The sequence below is a fragment of the Collinsella aerofaciens genome (assembly GCF_039836695.1).
GTDB classification, from domain to species: domain Bacteria; phylum Actinomycetota; class Coriobacteriia; order Coriobacteriales; family Coriobacteriaceae; genus Collinsella; species Collinsella aerofaciens_BD.
Window position 1 is genome coordinate 7,915 of sequence record NZ_JBDPAC010000003.1, and the last position, 20,004, is coordinate 27,918.

The 20,004-nt window shown below is 56.5% G+C and carries 22 protein-coding genes; 9 read left to right on the top strand and 13 right to left on the bottom strand.

Annotated elements, in window-relative coordinates:
- The 6 genes from ABG996_RS02215 to ABG996_RS02240 all read left to right on the top strand — a co-directional run.
- Positions 1-477 (top strand): CDP-alcohol phosphatidyltransferase family protein (locus tag ABG996_RS02215; protein WP_347500963.1); only part of this gene is annotated, 477 nt, incomplete at its 5' end.
- Between the two features lie 66 nt (positions 478-543).
- The gene (locus tag ABG996_RS02220) at positions 544-978 is read left to right on the top strand and encodes an FHA domain-containing protein (protein ID WP_347478466.1); all 435 of its coding nucleotides are present in this window, start codon (positions 544-546) and stop codon (positions 976-978) included.
- A 3-nt stretch (positions 979-981) separates the two neighbouring features.
- Positions 982-1,860: a transcriptional regulator FtsR gene (gene ftsR / locus ABG996_RS02225; RefSeq protein WP_195233683.1), complete on the top strand. Its 879-nt coding sequence runs from the start codon at positions 982-984 to the stop codon at positions 1,858-1,860.
- Between the two features lie 40 nt (positions 1,861-1,900).
- The gene (locus tag ABG996_RS02230; protein ID WP_347478467.1) at positions 1,901-2,431 is read left to right on the top strand and encodes an adenine phosphoribosyltransferase; all 531 of its coding nucleotides are present in this window, start codon (positions 1,901-1,903) and stop codon (positions 2,429-2,431) included.
- Positions 2,432-2,463: 32 nt separating this feature from the next.
- Positions 2,464-3,591, top strand: a complete 1,128-nt coding sequence (locus ABG996_RS02235) for a coiled-coil domain-containing protein (protein WP_347478468.1) — start codon at positions 2,464-2,466, stop codon at positions 3,589-3,591.
- A gap of 164 nt (positions 3,592-3,755) precedes the next feature.
- A complete protein-coding gene (locus ABG996_RS02240; protein WP_347478469.1) occupies positions 3,756-4,622 on the top strand; it encodes a DegV family protein in 867 nt (288 codons plus the stop codon).
- Positions 4,623-4,694: 72 nt separating this feature from the next.
- Here the strand turns inward: ABG996_RS02240 and ABG996_RS02245 are convergent, their stop codons facing one another.
- Complete coding sequence (locus tag ABG996_RS02245; RefSeq protein WP_347478470.1) at positions 4,695-5,306, bottom strand: DUF1836 domain-containing protein; 612 nt, start codon at positions 5,304-5,306, stop codon at positions 4,695-4,697.
- Positions 5,307-5,460: 154 nt separating this feature from the next.
- Positions 5,461-6,399: an NAD(P)/FAD-dependent oxidoreductase gene (locus ABG996_RS02250; RefSeq protein ID WP_347478471.1), complete on the bottom strand. Its 939-nt coding sequence runs from the start codon at positions 6,397-6,399 to the stop codon at positions 5,461-5,463.
- A gap of 222 nt (positions 6,400-6,621) precedes the next feature.
- Here ABG996_RS02250 and ABG996_RS02255 point away from each other — a divergent pair, with 222 nt between their 5' ends.
- Complete coding sequence (locus ABG996_RS02255) at positions 6,622-7,818, top strand: MGDG synthase family glycosyltransferase (protein ID WP_347478472.1); 1,197 nt, start codon at positions 6,622-6,624, stop codon at positions 7,816-7,818.
- Positions 7,819-8,209: 391 nt separating this feature from the next.
- On the opposite strand, the gene dut is transcribed toward ABG996_RS02255, so the two are convergent.
- From dut to ABG996_RS02270, 3 genes are read right to left on the bottom strand one after another with little or no spacing between them, the layout of a single operon-like run.
- Positions 8,210-8,653 (bottom strand): dUTP diphosphatase, encoded by a 444-nt coding sequence (gene dut / locus ABG996_RS02260; RefSeq protein WP_347478473.1) that lies wholly within the window; start codon positions 8,651-8,653, stop codon positions 8,210-8,212.
- A 4-nt stretch (positions 8,654-8,657) separates the two neighbouring features.
- Complete coding sequence (nrdR, locus tag ABG996_RS02265; RefSeq protein WP_022093781.1) at positions 8,658-9,101, bottom strand: transcriptional regulator NrdR; 444 nt, start codon at positions 9,099-9,101, stop codon at positions 8,658-8,660.
- Positions 9,102-9,152: 51 nt separating this feature from the next.
- Entirely contained in the window at positions 9,153-9,602 is a 450-nt protein-coding gene (locus ABG996_RS02270) for a LysM peptidoglycan-binding domain-containing protein (RefSeq protein WP_347478474.1), read from the bottom strand.
- A 163-nt stretch (positions 9,603-9,765) separates the two neighbouring features.
- Here ABG996_RS02270 and lexA point away from each other — a divergent pair, with 163 nt between their 5' ends.
- A complete protein-coding gene (gene lexA, locus ABG996_RS02275) occupies positions 9,766-10,410 on the top strand; it encodes a transcriptional repressor LexA (protein WP_347478475.1) in 645 nt (214 codons plus the stop codon).
- Positions 10,410-11,114: a heparan-alpha-glucosaminide N-acetyltransferase gene (locus tag ABG996_RS02280; protein WP_347478476.1), complete on the top strand. Its 705-nt coding sequence runs from the start codon at positions 10,410-10,412 to the stop codon at positions 11,112-11,114. The genes lexA and ABG996_RS02280 overlap by 1 nt, the downstream gene beginning before the upstream one ends.
- On the opposite strand, the gene hflX is transcribed toward ABG996_RS02280, so the two are convergent.
- From hflX to recA, 8 genes are all read right to left on the bottom strand, one after another.
- Positions 11,099-12,388 (bottom strand): GTPase HflX, encoded by a 1,290-nt coding sequence (hflX, locus tag ABG996_RS02285; protein ID WP_347478477.1) that lies wholly within the window; start codon positions 12,386-12,388, stop codon positions 11,099-11,101. The two genes, ABG996_RS02280 and hflX, sit on opposite strands and share 16 nt — an antisense overlap.
- On the bottom strand, positions 12,388-13,326 hold the full coding sequence (miaA, locus tag ABG996_RS02290; RefSeq protein WP_347478478.1) for a tRNA (adenosine(37)-N6)-dimethylallyltransferase MiaA: 939 nt from the start codon (positions 13,324-13,326) through the stop codon (positions 12,388-12,390). Before miaA ends, hflX begins: the two co-directional genes overlap by 1 nt.
- On the bottom strand, positions 13,326-14,696 hold the full coding sequence (gene miaB, locus ABG996_RS02295) for a tRNA (N6-isopentenyl adenosine(37)-C2)-methylthiotransferase MiaB (protein WP_347478479.1): 1,371 nt from the start codon (positions 14,694-14,696) through the stop codon (positions 13,326-13,328). The genes miaA and miaB overlap by 1 nt, the downstream gene beginning before the upstream one ends.
- A 45-nt stretch (positions 14,697-14,741) precedes the next feature.
- Positions 14,742-15,059 carry a stage V sporulation protein S gene (locus ABG996_RS02300; protein WP_006235982.1) on the bottom strand — a complete coding sequence of 106 codons (318 nt, stop codon included), beginning with the start codon at positions 15,057-15,059 and terminating at the stop codon, positions 14,742-14,744.
- 74 nt (positions 15,060-15,133) lie between these two features.
- Positions 15,134-16,219 (bottom strand): ATP-binding protein, encoded by a 1,086-nt coding sequence (locus ABG996_RS02305; RefSeq protein WP_347478480.1) that lies wholly within the window; start codon positions 16,217-16,219, stop codon positions 15,134-15,136.
- A gap of 1 nt (position 16,220) precedes the next feature.
- The gene (rny, locus tag ABG996_RS02310; RefSeq protein WP_115596193.1) at positions 16,221-17,771 is read right to left on the bottom strand and encodes a ribonuclease Y; all 1,551 of its coding nucleotides are present in this window, start codon (positions 17,769-17,771) and stop codon (positions 16,221-16,223) included.
- 257 nt (positions 17,772-18,028) lie between these two features.
- Entirely contained in the window at positions 18,029-18,721 is a 693-nt protein-coding gene (locus tag ABG996_RS02315) for a regulatory protein RecX (protein ID WP_347478481.1), read from the bottom strand.
- An 11-nt stretch (positions 18,722-18,732) separates the two neighbouring features.
- Positions 18,733-19,881: a recombinase RecA gene (recA, locus tag ABG996_RS02320; RefSeq protein WP_118079887.1), complete on the bottom strand. Its 1,149-nt coding sequence runs from the start codon at positions 19,879-19,881 to the stop codon at positions 18,733-18,735.
- Positions 19,882-20,004: the final 123 nt, after the last annotated feature.

Here is a 20,004-nt window from a genome sequence, read left to right on the forward strand (position 1 = left end):
GTCTCATGGCTCGGCAAGGTCATGGATCCCATCTGCGACCGTGCGCTGCTGTTCACCGGCGTCTTGGGACTGGTGGTCCGCGGAGAGCTACCCATCTGGGTCTGCGTGCTCATTATTGGCCGCGACATCTATCTGGGCATCGGCACGCTCATCGTTCGTCATTATCACCGTCGCCCCATCGATGTCGTCTTTCCCGGAAAGATTGCCACAGCGCTGCTCATGACTGGTTTCTCGCTCATGCTGCTCGGGTTCCCCGTTGTTGACGGCCTGCATCTTTTGCCTTCTACCCTCACGGCCTTCCCGGGCCTCAACGGAAGCTCGGTGCCCCTCGGCATCTTCTTTGTGTACGGCGGCGTGATCTTCTCCATGCTCACGGCTGTCATCTACTCCATTAAGGGCGGAGCGGCCATTAAACAGGCTCTCACGCATCCCGAGGACGAGGACATCGACTTTCTGAACCCTGAAATCGAAGACTGATTCGTTGGGGTATGATTACGTACGGTTCATAATTTGCGGCACGTCCGCGATAAGTTAGGGGTTGTCATGGACAACATGGTTAACAATATGCCTCAGAATGATAAGACTGCTGACGCTACCTGCGTATTCCGCGTGCCTTCAAGCGACGTCACCGTTCCCGACCTCATGGCCAACGTGCGCATCACCGCCCCCGTTCTGTCCATCGTCAAGGGTCCGCAGACTGGTGCCGCCTTTGAGCTCGAGGACGACGTGACCACCATCGGTCGCGATCCCGCGAACGGCATCTTCCTCAACGACATGACCGTTTCGCGCAGCCATGCGCGCATTATTCGCGAGGGCCTCGGCGCTCACATCGAGGACCTGGGCTCGCTCAATGGCACCTGGGTCGACGGCGCCATTGTCAACGCAGCCCCGCTGCACGACGGTTCTTCCGTCCAAATCGGTACGTTTACGCTCATCTACCACGAGAGCACGCCGGAGCGCATCGAAACCGGTGAGTAGGGCATGGCCGAACGCAACTATCTGAGTATCGGCCAAGTCGTCAACCTACTTCGAGGCGCATACCCCGATCTTTCGAACTCAAAAATTAGATTTCTAGAGGATGAGGGGCTCATTACCCCTCATCGTACGCCTAAGGGATACCGTCAGTACTCCAAGGAGGACGTTGATCGCCTGGAGGTCATTCTGCACTTGCAGAAGACTCGCTACATGCCGCTCAACGTAATTAAGCAGCGCTTGGAAAACGCCACGGACCTGTCAACGCTCGCTTACGAGGTGGGCTTGCTGTCCGATGTTCCGCTCAAGACGGAGCCCAAGGAGACTAAGCAAAAGCTGCATCCCATCGAGACCATTCCCGATATGCTGGGTGTCGAAATCTCGTTTATCAGGTCGCTCGCCGAAAACGACCTCATTCGCATCATCAAAAGCCCGCAGAACCGCGAGCTCGTCGATGGTCGCGATTTTCCGATCATCCGTTACTGCTCCGAGCTGTCGCGCTTCCATATCGAGCCACGCAACCTGCGTCAGTACGTGTCTTCCGCTAACCGCGAGTCCTCGATGTTTGAGCAGGTGCTCGTGAGCATGCTCGGAATGGATACCTCCGATGACGAGCGCGACGCCAAGCTCGAGCGTGCGTTTAAGAAGCTTCACGACCTGACGGAAGGTGTGCACACTGCGCTGCTCAAGAACCGCGTTTTTGAGTCGCTCAACGCCGTGGTCGAGGACGCCGACATCGATGCACTCGATGAGGAAATCACTCGCTCCGAGTCCACCAAGGCCAAAAACGAAGAGATAGCCGCGCCGGCTTCGCACGAGGATTCTCTCGTAAAGCCGCTCAAGGTCGTCGCCCCTTCGCAATCCGGCTCCTCCACCGCAGGCAAATAACCTCAGCTGAAATTTCGGCAACCCATTGAAAGGTCACACAATGTACGACTTCGAATCTCAAATCGTCGACATCCCCGACTATCCCGAGCCCGGAGTCATCTTTAAAGACATCACGCCGCTCTTTGGCAATCCCGAGGCGCTCAAAGCCATGACCGATGCGCTCGCCGAGCACTTTACCGGCATGGGAATCACCAAGGTCGTGGGTCCCGAGGCTCGCGGCTTTATGGTTGGCGTACCGGTGGCTGTAGCCCTTGGCGCTGGCTTTGTTCCCGCACGTAAACCGGGCAAGCTGCCGCGCGAGACCGTAAGCCAGAGCTACGAGCTCGAGTACGGCACCGATTCAATTGAGATCCATGCCGACGCTATCAGCTCTAAAGATACCGTGTTGATTCTGGACGACTTGGTCGCGACGGGCGGAACCGTCGAGGCAACAGGTAAACTGGTGCGAGATATGGGCGCAAAGCTTGTCGGTTACGGTTGTATCCTTGAGCTTGCGTTTCTCAACCCGCGCGAGAAGCTCACGCCGTCTAATGACGATGTGGAGCTCTTTAGCCTGGTGACGGTGGACTAGCCGTTACCCTTAGTTACTGGAAAGGAAGCTACATGCGCACAGCAAACACGCACAAAAACATGGCACGCTGCGCTGCTACGGCAACCCTCGCTTGTGTTTTGGGCTTGGGCCTCGCGGCTCCTGCCTACGCCGATACCGCATCCGACCTTGCCGCTGCTCGTACGAAGCTCGAGCAGATCGGCACCCAAACTCAGCAGATTTACGATGAGCTCGCCACGCAGACGCAGGCACTCGATCAGACTGCCGGCGAGATCACGCAAAAGCAGCAGGAGATCGCCGATGGTCAGGCCAAGCTCTCGACCTATGTCGCCGGCGAGTACAAAACCGGCGGTCTGAGCCTGCTTCAGGTTCTGACGGGTGTCGATGACCTGAGCGATATGCTCAACCGTCTGTTCTACTACGGCAAAGTTTCCGATAAGCAAGCTCAGACCATTCAAGAGGTCAAGGAGCTTAAGCAGCAGCTCACCGATAAGCAGGCCGAGCAGGAGAAGAACGTCGCCGCCACGCAAAAGAAGGTCGACGAGCTTAATGCCCAGCAGGCTGAAGCCCAGAACGTCGTAAACTCTCTGGATTCACAGCTGCAGGCCGAGCTTGCCGCCGAGGCCGAGGCCAACGCCGCGCTGCAGGCCGGCATCAACGCCAGCACCGCCGAGAAGGCCACGGTGAGCAACGAGACTGCCGGTACGACCGAGAACACCAACAACGGTGGCCAGACCAGCAATAACAACAACCAGGGCGGCAACACTCCGGCTCCTGCGCCGGCACCTGCTCCGACGCCGCAGCCCTCCACGCCCGCTCCGGCTCCGACGCCTTCTGCTCCGAGCCAGTCCGTCGACGGCGGTTCTGTTGTCTCGCGTGCATACAGTAAGCTTGGTTGCGCTTATTCCTGGGGCGGAATTGGCCCGAACAGCTTCGACTGCTCTGGTTTTGTTAGCTATTGCCTCACTGGTCGCTATTGCCGACTAGGCACCACGGGTACCTTTATGGGCTGGACGCGTGTGTCCGATCCGCAGCCCGGTGACGTTGTGGTCAACTCGTACCATACCGGCATTTACATCGGTGGTGGTCAGATGATTCATGCTTCCGACTACAACACGGGTGTTATCATCAGCTCCGTTGCCGCCGGCATGAACAATAACTACATCTTCGTGCGTTACTAAGTCATCTTACACAGCGTGTGAATGTGGACCTCGTGGCTTTGAGCCATGGGGTCCATTCTTATGCCTTTCGTGCAGTCCGCTATCTAGTTTTGAATACTAGATAGCGGCCCAATCGGTCTGCAAGATGGCTATAATTGTATGGGAACAATTAGAAAGGACCCTCTATGCGCTGGGCACTTATCTCCGATTCAAGCTGCAACCTCCGCGATTGGCAACCGACCGCGCCCCATACCACCTTTGCATTTGCACCCCTTAAGATCCGAGTGGGGGAGCGTGAATTCGTTGACGACCTCTCGCTCGATGTTCACGAGCTCAATTGCGCCGTGCAGGCGGAGTCGAGCGCTTCTTCGAGCGCCTGTCCAAGCGTAGGGGAGTGGGCCGAACTCTTCAGACTTGCCGACAAGACGATCTGCATGCCCATCTCTGAGGGCGTCTCGGGAAGCTACAATGCTGCTGCTACGGCACGCGATATGGTACTTGCCGAGGAGCCCAACCGCCAGATTCACCTGGTCAATTCGCGGGCAGCGGGCGGCAAGATGGACCTGATCTTCTTACTGTTTGATCGATATCTTGCGTGTAACCCGGATGTTTCCTTTGAGGACGCCTGCGCTTACTTTGATAGCTTGGAGCAGAACAGCAAGATCCTCTTTAGCCTGTGTAATTACGAAAACCTTGCGAAGGCCGGACGCATTCCTAAGGCAGCCGGCGTCATTGCCAACAAGCTCAATATCCGCATTTTGGGCACGGCGAGCGAAGCGGGCAAAATTGAACTCGTTGGGCACACGCGCGGCGAAAAGAAGATGCTCACCAAGATTGTCGACACCATGGAGGCCGAGGGTTTCACGGGCGGCGAGGTCATCATCGATCACGTTGAGAACGAATCTGGAGCCCAGGCGCTTACCAGCCGCATTGTGGAGCGCTGGCCAGGCTCCAAGACTATCATCATGCCCTGTAACGGGTTAGATTCATACTATGCCGAGATGCACGGCCTCATCATCGGCTACGGCATGGACGTGGCTTCGGGCCGATAATGTCCAACTAGACAAACGCACGGTCGGGATAAGGGGCCACTGGCCTCTTATCCCGACCGTTTTATACCTCGGTTAGCTATTAAACCCATTGAACTTTAGATAGCTCATCAGGTAGGCCTTCGAAACGAAGGACGATACTGCACTGCGTACAAGCAGCGACTCGCGCGTAACCTGATGTGCGGTATCGGGCACGGGAGTCTGCTCGACGGAAAACGCCGCACGAATCGATGCCTCAAGTTGATCGACTACATAATCGAAAGCCGTCGGAGCGTCATAGCTCAAGCGCTGAATATTAAAAAGCGCCTGAACCGCAGCGATAGGCAGCACCTGCTTAAAGATACAAATGGCGATGAGACGCGCAATCTGCTCACGGCCATACTGCTTTTTAACCGGAGCAGGAACGAGGCCGACCTTCACGTAGTTATTGATCATCGATGGAGTGATAACGGGTTTCTCTACGCAAATCGAAAGCGGCTCCATCCACTGCGCAACATATTCAATAACCTGATCGCGATAGAGCGATACGTTGGGCAGCTGGTCATAGCGTGGCAGGCTCAAAGTGTTAAGTTTACCCACCATATCGGACTGAATAAATGCGTCCGGCAGTACCGTCGGTTGAATATCCTCCGGCTTAATGCCGACCGACGTATCGGACATCGGGATAACATGTTTGACGTGGTTCATCAGAGGCCTCCGTTCGTTTGCTATATTGTATTCTAGGTTATCTAGTTTTGCATACCACATAGCCGCTAAGTAAAAGTGGTTGGACTGCACATTGATGCATCGTCCAACCACTTTGTTTAAAGATAGCAACCTTACATAAGATATATTATCGTACTTATCCACGGAGAAACGCGTATACGCTCGTTGCCGCTATGGCTCCATCAGAAACGGCAGTCACAACCTGGCGTAAACGCTTGGAACGGATGTCGCCAGCGGCAAATAGACCTGGCGTGCGGGTCGCCATGGATTCATCAGTAAGAATGCCGCCATCAGGCGCCAGATCGACTAGATGCTCAACAAGCTCGGTATTGGGTTGCGTGCCGGTAAAGACAAAAATGCCAAACGAGCCAGGATCAAAGGTCTCGGCATGCGTCTTACCGCTTGCATTGTCCTTGAACGTAATTGTCGTGGGCATCGCTTCACCAGAAAGCTCAACAATACTAGTTTGGTACCTAACTTTAATATTGTCCTTTTTGAGTACTTTCTGAACAACACCATCAGGCGCACGGAACTGGTCGCGGCGCAGAACGATGGTCACACTGCTGGCAATATCTGACAGGAACAGCGCCTCTTCGCATGCCGAATTGCCACCACCGATTACAAAGACCTGTTTGCCGCGGAAGAACATGCCGTCACATGTTGCGCAATATGAAACGCCACGACCGCGATACGTATCCTCGCCAGCGAAACCTGCCGGACGCGGCGTGGCACCCATGCAAGCGATAACGCTCGAGGCCAGTGTATCGCCCATATCGTGATGCACCGTAAACAGCGCTGCATCGGCATCGTAATCGATACCCGTAACCATGCTCCATGCGACCTGTGCTCCCAGGCCCTCTGCATGCTGCTGAAAACGCTCGCCGAGTTCGGCGCCACTCAAGAGCGGAATGCCCGGATAGTTCTCGACTTCATTGGTCGTGGCGATCTGTCCGCCCGACATGCCCTGCTCAATCACAGTCGTCGTCAGGTTGGCACGCGCAGCGTAAATGGCGGCAGCATAGCCCGCGGGGCCTCCACCGATAATCGCAACATCAATCGGCTGATCGGTAGTCATGAAGAATCCTCTCGTCGAAACGTTGTCGTTCTTTGCGCTCATACCCAAATTTACGTGAACATGACACTCATGCACTACAATGATAAATCGCGTAACAAAGCTGAAGGGGAGTTATCGATGGATCAAACGCAGACGAGCAATAGCGCTCCCCTGCCCATGCAAGCCACTCCCCAACCGGAGCAAATGACCGTTTTACCTGCACAAAAACCCCTGGTAACCATTGTGCACGCATCGGTTGGATCGGGCCACAAAGCCGCCGCCAACGCGATTGCACAAGCATTTGACCTTATCCGCGGCACCAAGGGAATCCCTGAGGATATTGAGATCGAAGTCCTAGATATCCTCGATTTTGGACGCATTAGGTTCGATGGTAATAAAACAGCAGCGTCGTTTACCGGCGCCACGCGTCCCATTTACGACCTGACCTGGCGATATACGCTTACAGGACATCTGCTCTGGGGCGGCGGCACAGCATGGTCACGAATTATGTTCCCCGCCTTCAACGAATACGTCCGGACCCGCAGGCCCATAGCCGTGGTCGCAACACACATTACGGCGGCCAACGTCGCTGTGGGCGCCCGCGTCATCACGGGTATTGATTTTCCGGTCATCTGCGTGCCGACCGATTACGAAGTCGAAGGATTTTGGCCCCACAAGGACACCGACCTATTCTGCGTAGCCAACGAGTTTATGGCCGAAACGCTGCGCCCGCGCAAGGTACCCGAGGCAAAGATTCGCATTACCGGCATTCCTATCCGCGCCGGATTCGACACGGATTACAATCGCGAGGAAGAGCTAGCCAAGTTCAACCTCCCCATCGACAAGACCGTCGTGCTGGTAATGGCCGGTGCCAGCTTGCCTCAGCCTTACGTCCGCTTTCGCGCAGCGATGGACCACACACTCCCCTTCCTGCGCAGCTTCGAAGACATGCACTTTGTCTTTTTGCCGGGCAAGGATGAGGAATACGCCACCCGCCTCAAGACGCTCTTCGACGCCATGAAGCTCGAAAACGTCACGGTTCTGGACTACGTGGACGACATGGCGGCCCTCATGCACGGCTGCGACCTGGCAATCCTCAAATCGGGCGGACTCACGGTCACCGAGTGCCTATGCGCACATCTGCCGATGATCCTGCTGGGCAAATCATACGGTCAAGAAAAGGCCAACACCACGATGCTCACCGGCATGGGCGCCAGCATGCACGTCACCACGGCACGAGAGCTCATCGTGACGCTTCGTCACCTGCACGACCACCCTGAATCGCTCAAAGCGCTACTCATCAACGGCGATGTCCTACGCCGTCCACGCGCAGCGGAGGACATCGCCATCGCAACCATGGAGCTCGTAGGCAAACCCCAAAAGCGCAAACGAGCCTTCTGCCGCTTCTACTGGGGCGGAAAGCCCGCGCATATCCGCTAGTCGAATGTCCGCCGCTCTGCCGGAGCCGCCCTTATATCATTCCATGCTCAAACATTCTCGCTTCGCTGCGAAACTGCGCGTGGAACGATATAAGGGCGGCTCCGGCAGAGCGGCTGCGTTTACTTACTAGCAGCTACTTCGGTATCCCCTCCATTAGAACCTGCAAAGGTAAAACAGGAAAATATAAATACAGTAAGCCGATGCGACAAAGGGACAGCCCCTTTGTCGCATCGGCTTACTAGAAAAGTAAATATTGTTTCAAGCGAGTAGCCGCCCGCCCGGGGCTTACCTATATCGTTCCACGCGCAGTTTCGCAGCGAGCGAAGCGACGCGAGAATGTTTGAGCATGGAATGATATAGGTAAGCCCCGGGCGGGAGGGATACGAGCGCCCTAGGCGACGCCGCTGGAGCCGAAGCCTCCGTTGCCTCGGTCGGTTACGTCTAGTTCTTCTACTTCTATGAGGTTGACCGTGGGGACTTCTTGGATGACGAGTTGGGCTATGCGGTCGCCTTTGTTGATTTGGATGTTGTTGGAGGGGTCCAGGTTGATGAGGATAACCTTGAGTTCTCCTCGGTAGTGGGCGTCGATGAGACCTGGCGTGTTGACTATAGACAGGCCCTGCTTGATGGCCAAGCCGCTGCGGGGCTGGACGAAGCCGGCGTAGCCATCGGGCAGGGCGATGGCCAGCCCAGTAGAGACCAGACGGCGTTCGAAGGGCTTCAGGACGCAGTCCTCGTTGGAGCGCAGATCCAAGCCGGCATCGGTGGGATGGGCGTATTTGGGAAGCTCGACGGTGGGGTCGAGACGCTTTATGTTGACGGTAATGTTGGACATGGAATCACCTTAGCTTGTCGAGCTCTTGCAGAAACTCATCGACGTCTTTGAAATCGCGGTAGACCGAGGCAAAGCGGATGTACGCCACCTTGTCGATTTTGGCCAAGCGCTTGAGCACCATGTCACCCAACTCATGGGACGTAACGGCCGTCAGCGTGCGAGAGCGCAGCTCGACCTCGATGTCATCGATAATCTCATTGAGCTTCTTAGTGTCGATATCGCGCTTGATGGTGGCGCGCATCAAGCCGACGAGCAGCTTATTGCGATCGAACCGCTGCTTGGTTCCGTCCGACTTAATGACCTCGATTGGGTCTTCGCATCGCTCGAACGTTGTAAAGCGATAGTTACACGAGCAACATTCGCGACGGCGCTTAATGGTGTTGTTTGACTCCTGCATACGGGAATCAACGACGCGGGTATGTGCCTTGCCGCATTTGGGACAGCGCATGGTACCTCCTCTTAAACGATAACAAGGGTACCATGCGCAGCGCGATAATGATTACGAACGAGCAGGAACCTTAAGATACGCACCGGCGGCGAGCGAACCATGCTCCAGATAATTGACGTTACGGATCATGTCGGAAGTCTCATGCGTGGAAAGGCCTTCGATTGGATATTCCTCGGCAAGCGACCAAAGAGAATCGCCAGGCTGAACGCGAATGGTCTCGTAGGTAACGTTGGAAACGGACTCGGCATACGCGGCGTGACGAGCGCTAAAGACCGACGTAGCGAGGACAAAGAAGAGTGCGAGCGCAACGGCAACGGCGACAATCGTCGAGACCTTCAGGGCAACGGGAGTCGGCGCGGCAACAGCATGCTGATTACGAGCAGACTTTACGGGCAAAGGCTGATAACCGGAACGACCACCCTTGACAACAGTAAAAGCGGGCGCGGCAGGCGTCTCGAGCTTAAGGGCGAGGTTTCCCTGGACCATATTCGTTGCGTTCATCATGTTCTCCTCTCGCGTGTTTTGCTGAGAACAGTTTTATCAAGCCGCGCGGACAAAAATGTCTAGCGCGAGAACGAATGTTCGGTTATTATTATCTTCGAACAGTTGTTCCTGTCAAGCAAAATTCGAACATTTGTTTGACATGGGTAGAGAGGATGCCCTGATGGCTCGCAAAATTACCAAGCGTCAGCAGCAAATTTACGACTTCATCAAGGAATATCAGCAGGAGAAGGGTTATCCGCCCAGCGTGCGCGAGATGGCTTCTGCCGTGGGTCTTTCCTCCCCCAGCACCGTGCACGCCCATCTCTCTGCCCTGGAGGCACGTGGGCTACTCAAGCGCGATGCCACCAAACCGCGCGCCCTGGAACTCTTTAACGAGGACGGCTCCTCGGTCTCAATTTCTAAATCTGACGAGCCCACCGCACCTCGCGGAACGGTCTCGCTACCGCTCGTTGGTCGCGTCGCGGCTGGGATTCCCATTCTGGCCGAGCAGAATATCGAAGACACTTTTACTATCCCGACCGAAATCGCCACCGATCAGGGTTCCTTTATCCTTGAAGTGCACGGCAGCTCAATGATCAATGTCGGCATCTACAACGGTGACTACATTATCGTTCGCGAGCAAAAGAGCGCCATGAACGGCGAAATTGTCGTGGCCATGATCGATGGCTCGGCGACCGTCAAGACGTTCTACAAGGAGCAGGGGCGCGTGCGCTTGCAGCCCGAGAACGACACTATGGAGCCCATCTATGCGACGAACCCCGTTATTTTGGGTAAGGTTGTCGGATTAATGCGCCGGTTCTCGTAATGCAAAAACGCATCACCATATTTGATACCGTCCGCGGGTTTACGATGCTATCGATGGCAGGTTTTCACGCCTGCTACGATTTGGCCTACCTATATGGATGGGATATGCCATGGTTTACCGAAACGGTTTTCCAGGATATCTGGCGCGCTAGTATCAGCTGGGTATTTTTGTTTATCGCCTGGTGGATGTGCACGCTCTCGCGTAATAACGGTAAGCGTGCCCTCAAATACGCAGCCGCAGCCTTGATCGTATGGATTGCAACCACACTAGTGTCAGTCGACGATTCGGTAAACTTTGGCATCATTTATTGCATGGCGGCGTGCACCGCGGTGGTTGCACTCACCCGTCCGTTACTCCAAAAAATACCGGGCTCGTGGGGCATCGCAGTGTGCCTTGTTATTTTTGCCCTAACCTGGGGCATTCCAAAGGCGGTCTACCCACTCCCCTACCTGGCATGGCTAGGATTTCCGGGCCCGGGCTTTGTTTCGGGAGATTACTATCCGCTCATTCCGTTTGTCTTTATGTACCTTACCGGCTTTTTTGCTGCCCAGGTGGCACAAGCATCAAGCCTCGAAGCGTCAGCATGGGCATACGCCAATCCCATCCCGGCGCTCGCAGTCCTCGGTCGGCATGCCTTACCGTTCTACCTGCTTCATCAGCCTGTCATTCTAGGCGTGCTAGAGCTCGTTTATTCCGTACGATAGCGCTCAAGACGCGGCGCGATTCGGGCCGGCAACTTCGCCACAATGCGAACGCCGTCCTCGAGATATTCCTCATGCAGAAGGGTTCCCTGCTCATGCACCAGCGTAATGAGGGCGCCCTCGCGATACGGGATATCAGCGGAGAGCAAGACATCGGTGGCAGCCGCCTCACGAGCAATGCGGTCGACGAGATCGTCGAGCCCCTCGCCCGTCTGGGCCGAGAACAACACGGCCTCGGGATAGCGACGACGGAAACTCAATCGATCGACGCTATCGAGTAGGTCGATTTTATTGAACACCGTAAGTGTCAAACGCTCGCCGGCACCGATCTCGTCAAGAACGCGATCGACTGCCTCGAGCTGGCGCTCGTAGTCCTCGTCAGAGGCATCCACAACTTTAAGGATCAGATCGGCACCAAGGACCTCGGACAGCGTGGACTTAAAGGCATCAACGAGACCATGCGGTAGCTTTTGAATAAAGCCAACCGTATCGGTAATGGTCATACCACGACCGCCGGGCAAGCGATACGAGCGCGTCGTCGGATCGAGCGTGGCAAACAATTTGTCCTGTGAAAGCACCGTAGACCCGGTCAGGCGATTGAGCAACGTCGACTTACCGGCATTGGTATAACCGGCTAAGGCAACGCGAAACGCTGGCGACTCGATACGGCTCTTTGACTGGACATCGCGGCGCTGTTCAACCTGCTTAAGCTCGCGACGAAGCGCGGCGATCTTGTTGCGAATTAAACATCGGTCAACCTCGAGCTGGCTTTCGCCCTGACCAAAGCGTGAGCCGATGCCGCCGCGCGTCTGTTCCTTGGCGAGATGGCTCCACATGCCACGCAGACGAGGCAACAGATATTGAAGCTGTGCCAGCTGTACCTGTAGGCGTCCCTCACGCGTCTGAGCATGCAGGCCAAAGATATCCAGGATCAGTGCTGTACGATCGATAATCTTTACCGGCTCGCCCACGGCTTTCTCCAAATAGGATTGCTGCGAGGGCGATAAATCGTCGTCGAAGATAACAACATCAACATCCATACGATGCACGAGCCCGCAAAGCTCCTCAACTTTACCGGAGCCGATAAACGATTTTGGATACGGCTTAACCAGACGCTGTGACAAACGCGCCACGCACTGGGCGCCAGCCGTATGGGCAAGGCGCTCAAGCTCGTCAAGCGAACGATCGAGCGGCCATGCATTGTCGCGCCACTCAACACCAACTAATATGGCACGCTCGGGCTCGGGTGCCGTGGGAACAAGGGGGAAACGGGCCATTAGGCAGCCTCAATACGATGCAGGATGTCCTCAACGACCTCATCGATCGTAAACTCGTCCATATCGAACCACACGATACGGTCATCGCGCTTAAACCACGAAAGCTGACGCTTGGCATAACGACGCGAACGCATTTTAATGAGTTCGCGAGCCTCATCCATGCTCATCACGCCATTGAAAGCATCGATGATCTCTTTATAGCCAATTGCCTGCATCGAAGTCAGGGCATCTCCCAGCCCCTGGTCCATAAGACCGCGAACCTCATCAACAAGACCCTGCTCAAACATAAGATCGACGCGCAGGTTAATGCGCTCATAGAGCACCTCGCGATTACGCGTCAGACCAAACCACAGAGCGTGATAATGCTCGCGCGGAACACTAAACTGCGACTTTTGCTGCGCATAGGAGACGCCATCATCGTGCATTTCGAGCGCACGAATCACGCGGCGAACATTATGGGGGTGGATGACCGCAGCGGACTCGGGGTCACGCTCGGCAAGCAGCGCGTGCAGCGCTTCCTCGCCTATGCGCTCGGCAAGCTCCTGATAGCCCGCACGGCGATCGTCCTCAAGTTCGCCCGAGGGAAAGTCCATCTCATCGAGGGCGGCCTTGAGATACAGCCCCGTACCTCCGCAAAAAACCGGCAGGCAACCCGAACCAAGGAGACGTTCAACATGCGCGCGAGCGTCAGCCTGATAAAGCGCAGCAGAATATGCCACACCCGGCTCTACAATGTCGACGAGACGCAGCGGCGCCGTACACTCATCGGGCGCCATCTTTGCGGTACCGATGTCCATGCCGCGATAGATTTGCATCGCATCGCACGACAGCACTTCGGACGAAAGACGAGCGGCCAAACGGTCGGCAACATCACTCTTACCAACCGCCGTCGGACCGACGATCGCAACGGCGGAAAGACCTGCCCCGGGAGAAACCATTAGCGCGGCTCGCCCACAACGGAGCCGGACAAATACCAGGTCTTGGCAACGTCAACGTCAACATCAACGATCTTGCCAACAAGCTGATCGATGCTGTAGCCCTCGGGGATGGGCGCATGAACGGTCTGATTCTTAGGACTCTTGCCCAGCAGGACCGCGTCGTTCTTTTTACTCGTTCCCTCAATAAGCGCCGGAACCACAGTATGAAGCTCACCCTGGTTATACTCGTGTGCCGTGGTCTCGATAACCTTAACCAGGCGGTTGAAACGCTCGAGAATAACCTCATGCGGCGTAGGATCGTCAATCTCTGCGGCCGGGGTACCGGCGCGCTTGGAATAGATGAAGGTATAGGCCTGAGCATAGCGGACCGTCTCGGCAAGCGAGAGCGTCTGCTCAAAGTCTTCTTCAGTCTCGCCCGGGAAGCCGACGATAATGTCGGTCGAGAGCGCGATATCGGGCATACGGTTGCGAATGCGATCGACCAGGCCCAAATAGTCCTCGCGTGTATAACGGCGATTCATCTCTTTGAGGATCCGCGTCGAACCTGACTGGACGGCCAAGTGCAGCTGCGGCATAACGGCAGGCGTCTCGGCCATGGCGTCGATGGTCTCGGGCAACAGGTCCTTGGGATGCGAAGACGTAAAGAAGATACGCTCCACACCCGTATCGCCCACGGCACGCAGCAGATCGGCAAAACGCGGCTTACCAAACAGATCGCGACCATATGAATTAACGTTTTGGCCTAGCAGCGTAATCCCACGCACGCCCTGGCGCACCAAACCGGTCACCTCGTCGACAATCTCCTCGAAGGGGCGACTCTTTTCGCGACCGCGCACGTACGGCACGATGCAATAGGTGCAGAAATTATTGCAGCCCGTCATGATGGGCACCCAAGCGTGATACTGGGTCTCTCGATGCCACGGCATGCTCATGGCATCCGTATCCTCATGCTCATTGGTGCGGATATGACGCTTGCCGTCAAGGAACGCCTCGGCAATGAGCTCGGCCACATGTGCGATAGAATGCGTGCCAAAGATGACATTGACGTTATCGACGTTGGTGAGCAGTCCCTCGCCATCACGCTGCGCGATGCAGCCGCCCACGGCAACCACACGCTTGCCCGAAGGCGAAGGCGGCAGGCTTTTGCAGGAATTGCACTGACCGTACAGGCGAGTATCGGCGGCCTCGCGCACGCAGCATGTCATGAAGACAACGATATCGGCATGCTCAAGATCGAGCGCCATGAGGCAACCATACGAATCGAGCAGACCGCTCACGCGCTCAGAGTCGTGCTGATTCATCTGGCAGCCAAAGGTGCGGATAAAGTAGGTTTTACCGGCAAGAATATCGCGTACGGAACGCTGATCCATGTGCATAAGTCCTAACGTTGGGGAGCGAAACGAGGCTAGCAGAAGCTATGCCACAGGCTTAACATCATCCATGACGACGTTATCCATAGCAGCTCGATTGATCTGGTGAACGTAGATAGAAAGGCGGATGGCCGTGCGCGACTCCCCGTTAATGAGAATGTCGGAGAACACGGGCGCGCAGGAAATATCAAAACCGGTTGGGATCAAAAAACCGCGAGCGATGGCAACGGCCTTAATGGCCTGGTTGACAGCACCAGCGCCGACACACTGGATGTTGACGGGTACACCATCCTTGACCATGCCGGCGATGGCGCCGGCAACGGACGCGGGCGATGATTTGCTTGATACCTTCAGGCAATCCATGAAGAAACTCCTGCGTTTAAAAGTACGTTTTAACTGCAATAACTGTATCGTACCGAGAGGACTCGGTAAAGGCACTATTCCTCTTTGGCAAGATCGAAAGTCACAGTGATTCGATCACGCGAAACACGAATCTTTGGGTCGCCGCAAAGGTTGAGATAGTACCTGGCGGCAAGGTCATTGAAGTCCCGCTCCACAGCACGCGAAAACTGTGCCATGTCATCCTTGGCAATACGTAGCCCGCGACGATCCTTCGCGAGATCGACAGGAGCCGGCGCATGCGAGGACGAATCACGCTCGCGCAGCAGACGCGCGGTCACACCGCGAACGGGCTTAATCTGCCCTGCCAAAATGCGATGTGCCGTGCGCTCGGACATCTCAAGACCCAAACCCGAGCAGATACGGATAAAGTCCTCGGCATCAGAGGCAAGGCCTAAACGATCGACAACCGGAAGCTCGCTCTCGTCATCAATAAACAGGAGACGAGACGTATCGAGCCTACTTGACGCCTGAACATAAAGGGTCGCGGCAATCTCAGACGGAGAACCAAGATAGACATCGCAACCACGCAACTCCTCGAGCGCAAACTCACAAGCAGCGCGAATAATATTATGCGGGCCGCGAGCACAGACATAACGTCCATCCTCATCCTTGACGGCCTGGGGCCAGCTGGACTGATCGGCACGCTCACTGAGGCGGTCGGCCGCAACGCTCACCTTAAAGGCCGAGCCAAGGTCGACACCAGACGTGACCACACGGGCCTCGTCGGTGTTCTGCTTGATCGAAAACAATGCCATGCCACGACCGTGAACGCCCCAACGGTCCATCTTCATGCTCTCGAGCTTGGAGGTAACGCGGGCATCGAAGATTCGCTCTTGCATATCCTGCGGAACGCCCGAACCGTTATCCAGAAAGACAAGCGTGCGGACGCCATCTTCCTTGGTCGTAGCGAGATAGACTTTGTCGGCGCCAGCATCGCGAGCATTACGGAGCATTTCGATGACGATATCCTCGATATGCTGAATGTCGTGCTTTGCCTGGCGCCGCTCGGCCTCCGAAACGCGGAGGCGGACATACCCCTCGCCAAGGTTCTCCTCGACGCGAAGGTTGCCCTCCCCCGACATCGACGCGATAAATGAGATGAGCTCGTTCGCGTCGCTCATGTTATTTAGCGATATCGACAGCGCGGCTCTCGCGAATCACGACGACGCGCACCTGACCGGGATACTCCATCTCTTCCTCGATCTGATGGGCGATATCGTGAGCCAGGACCGTGGACTGCGCATCGGAGATCTTGTCCGGCTGAACCATGACGTGGACCTCGCGACCAGCCTGCATGGCATAGGTACGCTCGACGCCATCATGGGAGTTGGCGATCTCCTCGAGCTTCTCAAGACGCTTGATGTAGTTCTCGGCAGACTCGCGACGGGCACCGGGGCGAGAGGCAGAGACAGCATCGGCGGCCTGTACCAGGACATCGAGCACCGTGTTGGGGTCGACGTCGGCATGGTGAGCCTCGATAGCGTGGACGATAACGGGCTTCTCGCCATAACGGCGGGCAAGCTCGGCGCCGATGACGGCATGCGGGCCCTCGACGTCATGGTCGATTGCCTTGCCCAGGTCGTGCAGCAGGCCGGCGCGCTTGGCGGTCACAACGTCCAGGCCAAGCTCGGAAGCCATCACGCCGCACAGGTCAGAGACTTCGAGGGAGTGCTGAAGCACGTTCTGACCAAACGAGGTACGGTAGCGCAGGGCACCAAGGGTCTTGACGATCTCGGGGTGCAGGTCGTGGATGCCGGTATCGAAGGCAGCCTGCTCGCCAGCCTCGCGCACGCGCTGCTGAACCAGGTCGGCAGCCTTGTGATACATCTCCTCGATGCGGGCGGGGTGAATGCGGCCGTCGGCGATGAGGTTCTCGAGGGCGACACGGGCGGTCTCACGACGGACCGGGTCGAAGCTCGAAAGAACGACGGTCTCGGGCGTGTCGTCGATCACGAGGTTGACGCCGGAAACCTGCTCGAAGGTCCGGATGTTGCGACCCTCGCGACCGATGATACGGCCCTTGAGGTCATCAGAGGGAATGTGCACGGAGGTAACGGTGACCTCGGCTGTGTGGTCGGCAGCGCAGCGCTGAATCGCCAGGGACAGAATCTCCTGGGCGGTCTTGTGGCACTCGGCGCGAACCTGCTGCTCGGACTCGCGAATGATCGTGGCAGCCTCGTGGGTGACCTCGCCGCGAACCTTATCGAGGAGCTCCTTGTGAGCGTCCTCGCGGGTCAGGTCGGCGATACGCTCGAGCTCGGAGGTCTGCTTGGCGCAGAGCTCCTCGAGCTCGCGGGAGCGCTTCTCGACCTGACCGGCCTGGCTGGACAGCTGGTGCTCACGCTTGTCGAGAGCGTCGTTTCGGCGATCAAGGGACTCCTCGCGCTGCATCACACGGTTCTCGAGCGTACGAATCTCGCTCTTACGCTGCTTGTCCTCGGCCTCGGCGGCCTGCTTGTTCTTGATGATCTCCTCTTTAGCCTCGAGTAGAGCCTCTTTTTTGAGGGTCTCGGCCTGACGCTTAGCATCACCGATCAGGGACTCAGCCTGTGCGTGTGCCGACTGGATCTTTTCGTCGGCCTCGTGAAGACTACCCTGCTTGGCGGTGCGCATGTAGGCAATGGCGGCGATGGCACCCAAAACGATGCCAACGAGCGCTGCGATGATAGGCATGCTCACTCCTTTTTATGGATTCGTTACACAACAAAGCGAACCGTCCTTACGAACGGCTCGCGACATTTGAGTAATATGGGCGCAGCTTATGCGGGTCGGATACAGATAAACATATAAACAAACTCATCACAGATGAGCACATATCACAAAGCAAATGACAGTGTTTATCGTACGTTGAACCACAACAACTGTCAAATAAATGGCCCCAGCACGGCGGCTAAAACGCGGTAAACGGCAGGGCCACAAAGCGCATACGCCTAAACTGCACATTCCTCGCGTTCGGAATCGAGACGTGCCTTAACGGCATCGGCGGCGATGTGATACGAGAAGCCTTTACCCATCAAAAATCTGACGAGCTTTTCGAATGCACGGACCTCGGGGACGCGACGTTTAGCGAGCAAGGCCGAAGCGCGGGCCAAGTCGTCATCCACGGCAAAATATGCCTCGGGATACCCGGGGATATCGTCAAGCACGACATGACGACGCTTGAGCTCAACCTCGATCTTGCGCTGTCCCCAGCCGCGACGTTTGCGCTCTTCGATAAAGTACGAGCAAAAACGGTTCTCGTCCAAAAACCGATACTCGGTCGCTCGAGCAACCGCAAAATCGATCGCGGGCTGTCGAAAGCCATAGCGCGCCAACTTATCGCGCACCTCGCCCGTGGCATGATCGCGGCGCGAAAGCATCTCGGTCACCATGGTGAGTGCACATTTGCGTTCGATAAGCTGCACCGCCTCGCGAAAGTCATCCCAATCACAGGGAAGATCGGGGCGGTTCTTAACGTACAGGCGCGCCACGCGCACGGGAATCCAAATGGAACGTTCGAAACCGCCCTCGAGATCGCAATCGATATGCGCGCAGGGCTTTTTAGACGCATAACCACTCGAGAACGAAGAGGCCGCCTTCTTATCGGGAAAGACGACCGTAGCCTCGGTCACCGTATACGACATGTCGGCATCCGCTACTCGTCGTCATCGTCGAGCATTGCGGAGCCATCGATGGCGTACAGCTCATCAAACTCCTCGGGGGCGGGCTGATCGGTCAACTCAACCTCAGAGGGGGCATCGTCGTCATACTCAAGACCGCAGGCAAGGCGAACCTTGTGCTCGATCTCGTCGGCGCAATCGGGGTGCTCGCGCAGGAACGTCTTGGCGGCCTCGCGACCATTGCCGAGCTTGTCCTCGCCATAGGCAAACCAGGACCCCATCTTTTTGCAGATGCCGCACTCGACGGCCATATCCAGAATCGAGCCCTCTTTGGAGATGCCGGTGCCGTACATGATGTCAAACTCGGCCGAACGGAACGGAGCCGCCACCTTGTTCTTAACGACCTTGGCACGAACGCGATTGCCGATAACCTCGTCCTTGAGCTTGATGGTATCGATTTTGCGAATATCGATTCGCACGGAAGAGAAGAACTTGAGCGCGCGGCCGCCCGTGGTGGTCTCGGGGTTGCCGAACATGACGCCGATCTTCTCGCGCAGCTGGTTAATGAAGATGCAGGTCGTGTTGGACTTGGCAAGCGAGCCGGCGAGCTTGCGGAGTGCCTGGCTCATCAAGCGAGCCTGCAGACCCACCGTCGTGTCACCGATCTCGCCCTCGATCTCGGCACGTGGAGTCAAGGCGGCAACAGAGTCGACGACGATGGCGTCGATGGCACCTGAGCGCACAAGCATATCGACGATCTCGAGCGCCTGCTCGCCCGTATCGGGCTGGGAAATGAGGACCTCATCGATATCAACACCGATGCGCGCGGCATAGGTGGGATCAAGCGCGTGCTCGGCATCGATAAATGCAACGACGCCGCCCATGGCCTGTGCTTCTGCAAGAATCTCGAGCGAAAGCGTCGTCTTACCGGAGGACTCGGGACCATAAATCTCGACGATACGGCCGCGCGGCACGCCGCCGATACCCAAGGCGGCATCGAGCGCCAGAGAGCCCGTCGGAATAGCCTCGACCTCGAGCTCCGGACCGCCGTCGCCATACCTCATGATAGAGCCCTGGCCGAACTTCTTCTCGATCTCGGCCTTGGTGGTGGCGATCATCTCATCGCGCTCTTTACCCGTTGTGCGTGCATGAACGGTACGTACGGGACCTGAATTCTTGGCCATGAATAGCCCTCCTCTTAACAACCTGAAACGATAATAAACGAACGGCTGTTCGTGGTCAACCGTTCAGATTCATCATATGCACCCGACCATTCCAAAACCCGACCAAACGCCGACCAATCACCG

Excerpts from the sequence above, each read along its gene's own strand:
- ABG996_RS02300 (WP_006235982.1), bottom strand. The coding sequence starts at position 15,059 with ATGGATTGCCTGAAGGTATCAAGCAAATCATCGCCCGCGTCCGTTGCC.
- miaA (WP_347478478.1), bottom strand. The coding sequence starts at position 13,326 with ATGGTTTCTCCCGGGGCAGGTCTTTCCGCCGTTGCGATCGTCGGTCCG.
- ABG996_RS02250 (WP_347478471.1), bottom strand. The coding sequence starts at position 6,399 with ATGACTACCGATCAGCCGATTGATGTTGCGATTATCGGTGGAGGCCCC.
- ABG996_RS02270 (WP_347478474.1), bottom strand. The coding sequence starts at position 9,602 with ATGAACGCAACGAATATGGTCCAGGGAAACCTCGCCCTTAAGCTCGAG.
- ABG996_RS02220 (WP_347478466.1), top strand. The coding sequence starts at position 544 with ATGGACAACATGGTTAACAATATGCCTCAGAATGATAAGACTGCTGAC.
- ABG996_RS02240 (WP_347478469.1), top strand. The coding sequence starts at position 3,756 with ATGCGCTGGGCACTTATCTCCGATTCAAGCTGCAACCTCCGCGATTGG.
- ABG996_RS02245 (WP_347478470.1), bottom strand. The coding sequence starts at position 5,306 with ATGAACCACGTCAAACATGTTATCCCGATGTCCGATACGTCGGTCGGC.
- recA (WP_118079887.1), bottom strand. The coding sequence starts at position 19,881 with ATGGCCAAGAATTCAGGTCCCGTACGTACCGTTCATGCACGCACAACG.
- nrdR (WP_022093781.1), bottom strand. The coding sequence starts at position 9,101 with ATGCGCTGTCCCAAATGCGGCAAGGCACATACCCGCGTCGTTGATTCC.
- lexA (WP_347478475.1), top strand. The coding sequence starts at position 9,766 with ATGGCTCGCAAAATTACCAAGCGTCAGCAGCAAATTTACGACTTCATC.
- miaB (WP_347478479.1), bottom strand. The coding sequence starts at position 14,696 with ATGGATCAGCGTTCCGTACGCGATATTCTTGCCGGTAAAACCTACTTT.
- ABG996_RS02235 (WP_347478468.1), top strand. The coding sequence starts at position 2,464 with ATGCGCACAGCAAACACGCACAAAAACATGGCACGCTGCGCTGCTACG.
- ABG996_RS02305 (WP_347478480.1), bottom strand. The coding sequence starts at position 16,219 with ATGAGCGACGCGAACGAGCTCATCTCATTTATCGCGTCGATGTCGGGG.
- rny (WP_115596193.1), bottom strand. The coding sequence starts at position 17,771 with ATGCCTATCATCGCAGCGCTCGTTGGCATCGTTTTGGGTGCCATCGCC.
- dut (WP_347478473.1), bottom strand. The coding sequence starts at position 8,653 with ATGTCCAACATTACCGTCAACATAAAGCGTCTCGACCCCACCGTCGAG.
- ABG996_RS02315 (WP_347478481.1), bottom strand. The coding sequence starts at position 18,721 with ATGTCGTATACGGTGACCGAGGCTACGGTCGTCTTTCCCGATAAGAAG.
- hflX (WP_347478477.1), bottom strand. The coding sequence starts at position 12,388 with ATGGCCCGTTTCCCCCTTGTTCCCACGGCACCCGAGCCCGAGCGTGCC.
- ABG996_RS02230 (WP_347478467.1), top strand. The coding sequence starts at position 1,901 with ATGTACGACTTCGAATCTCAAATCGTCGACATCCCCGACTATCCCGAG.
- ftsR (WP_195233683.1), top strand. The coding sequence starts at position 982 with ATGGCCGAACGCAACTATCTGAGTATCGGCCAAGTCGTCAACCTACTT.
- ABG996_RS02280 (WP_347478476.1), top strand. The coding sequence starts at position 10,410 with ATGCAAAAACGCATCACCATATTTGATACCGTCCGCGGGTTTACGATG.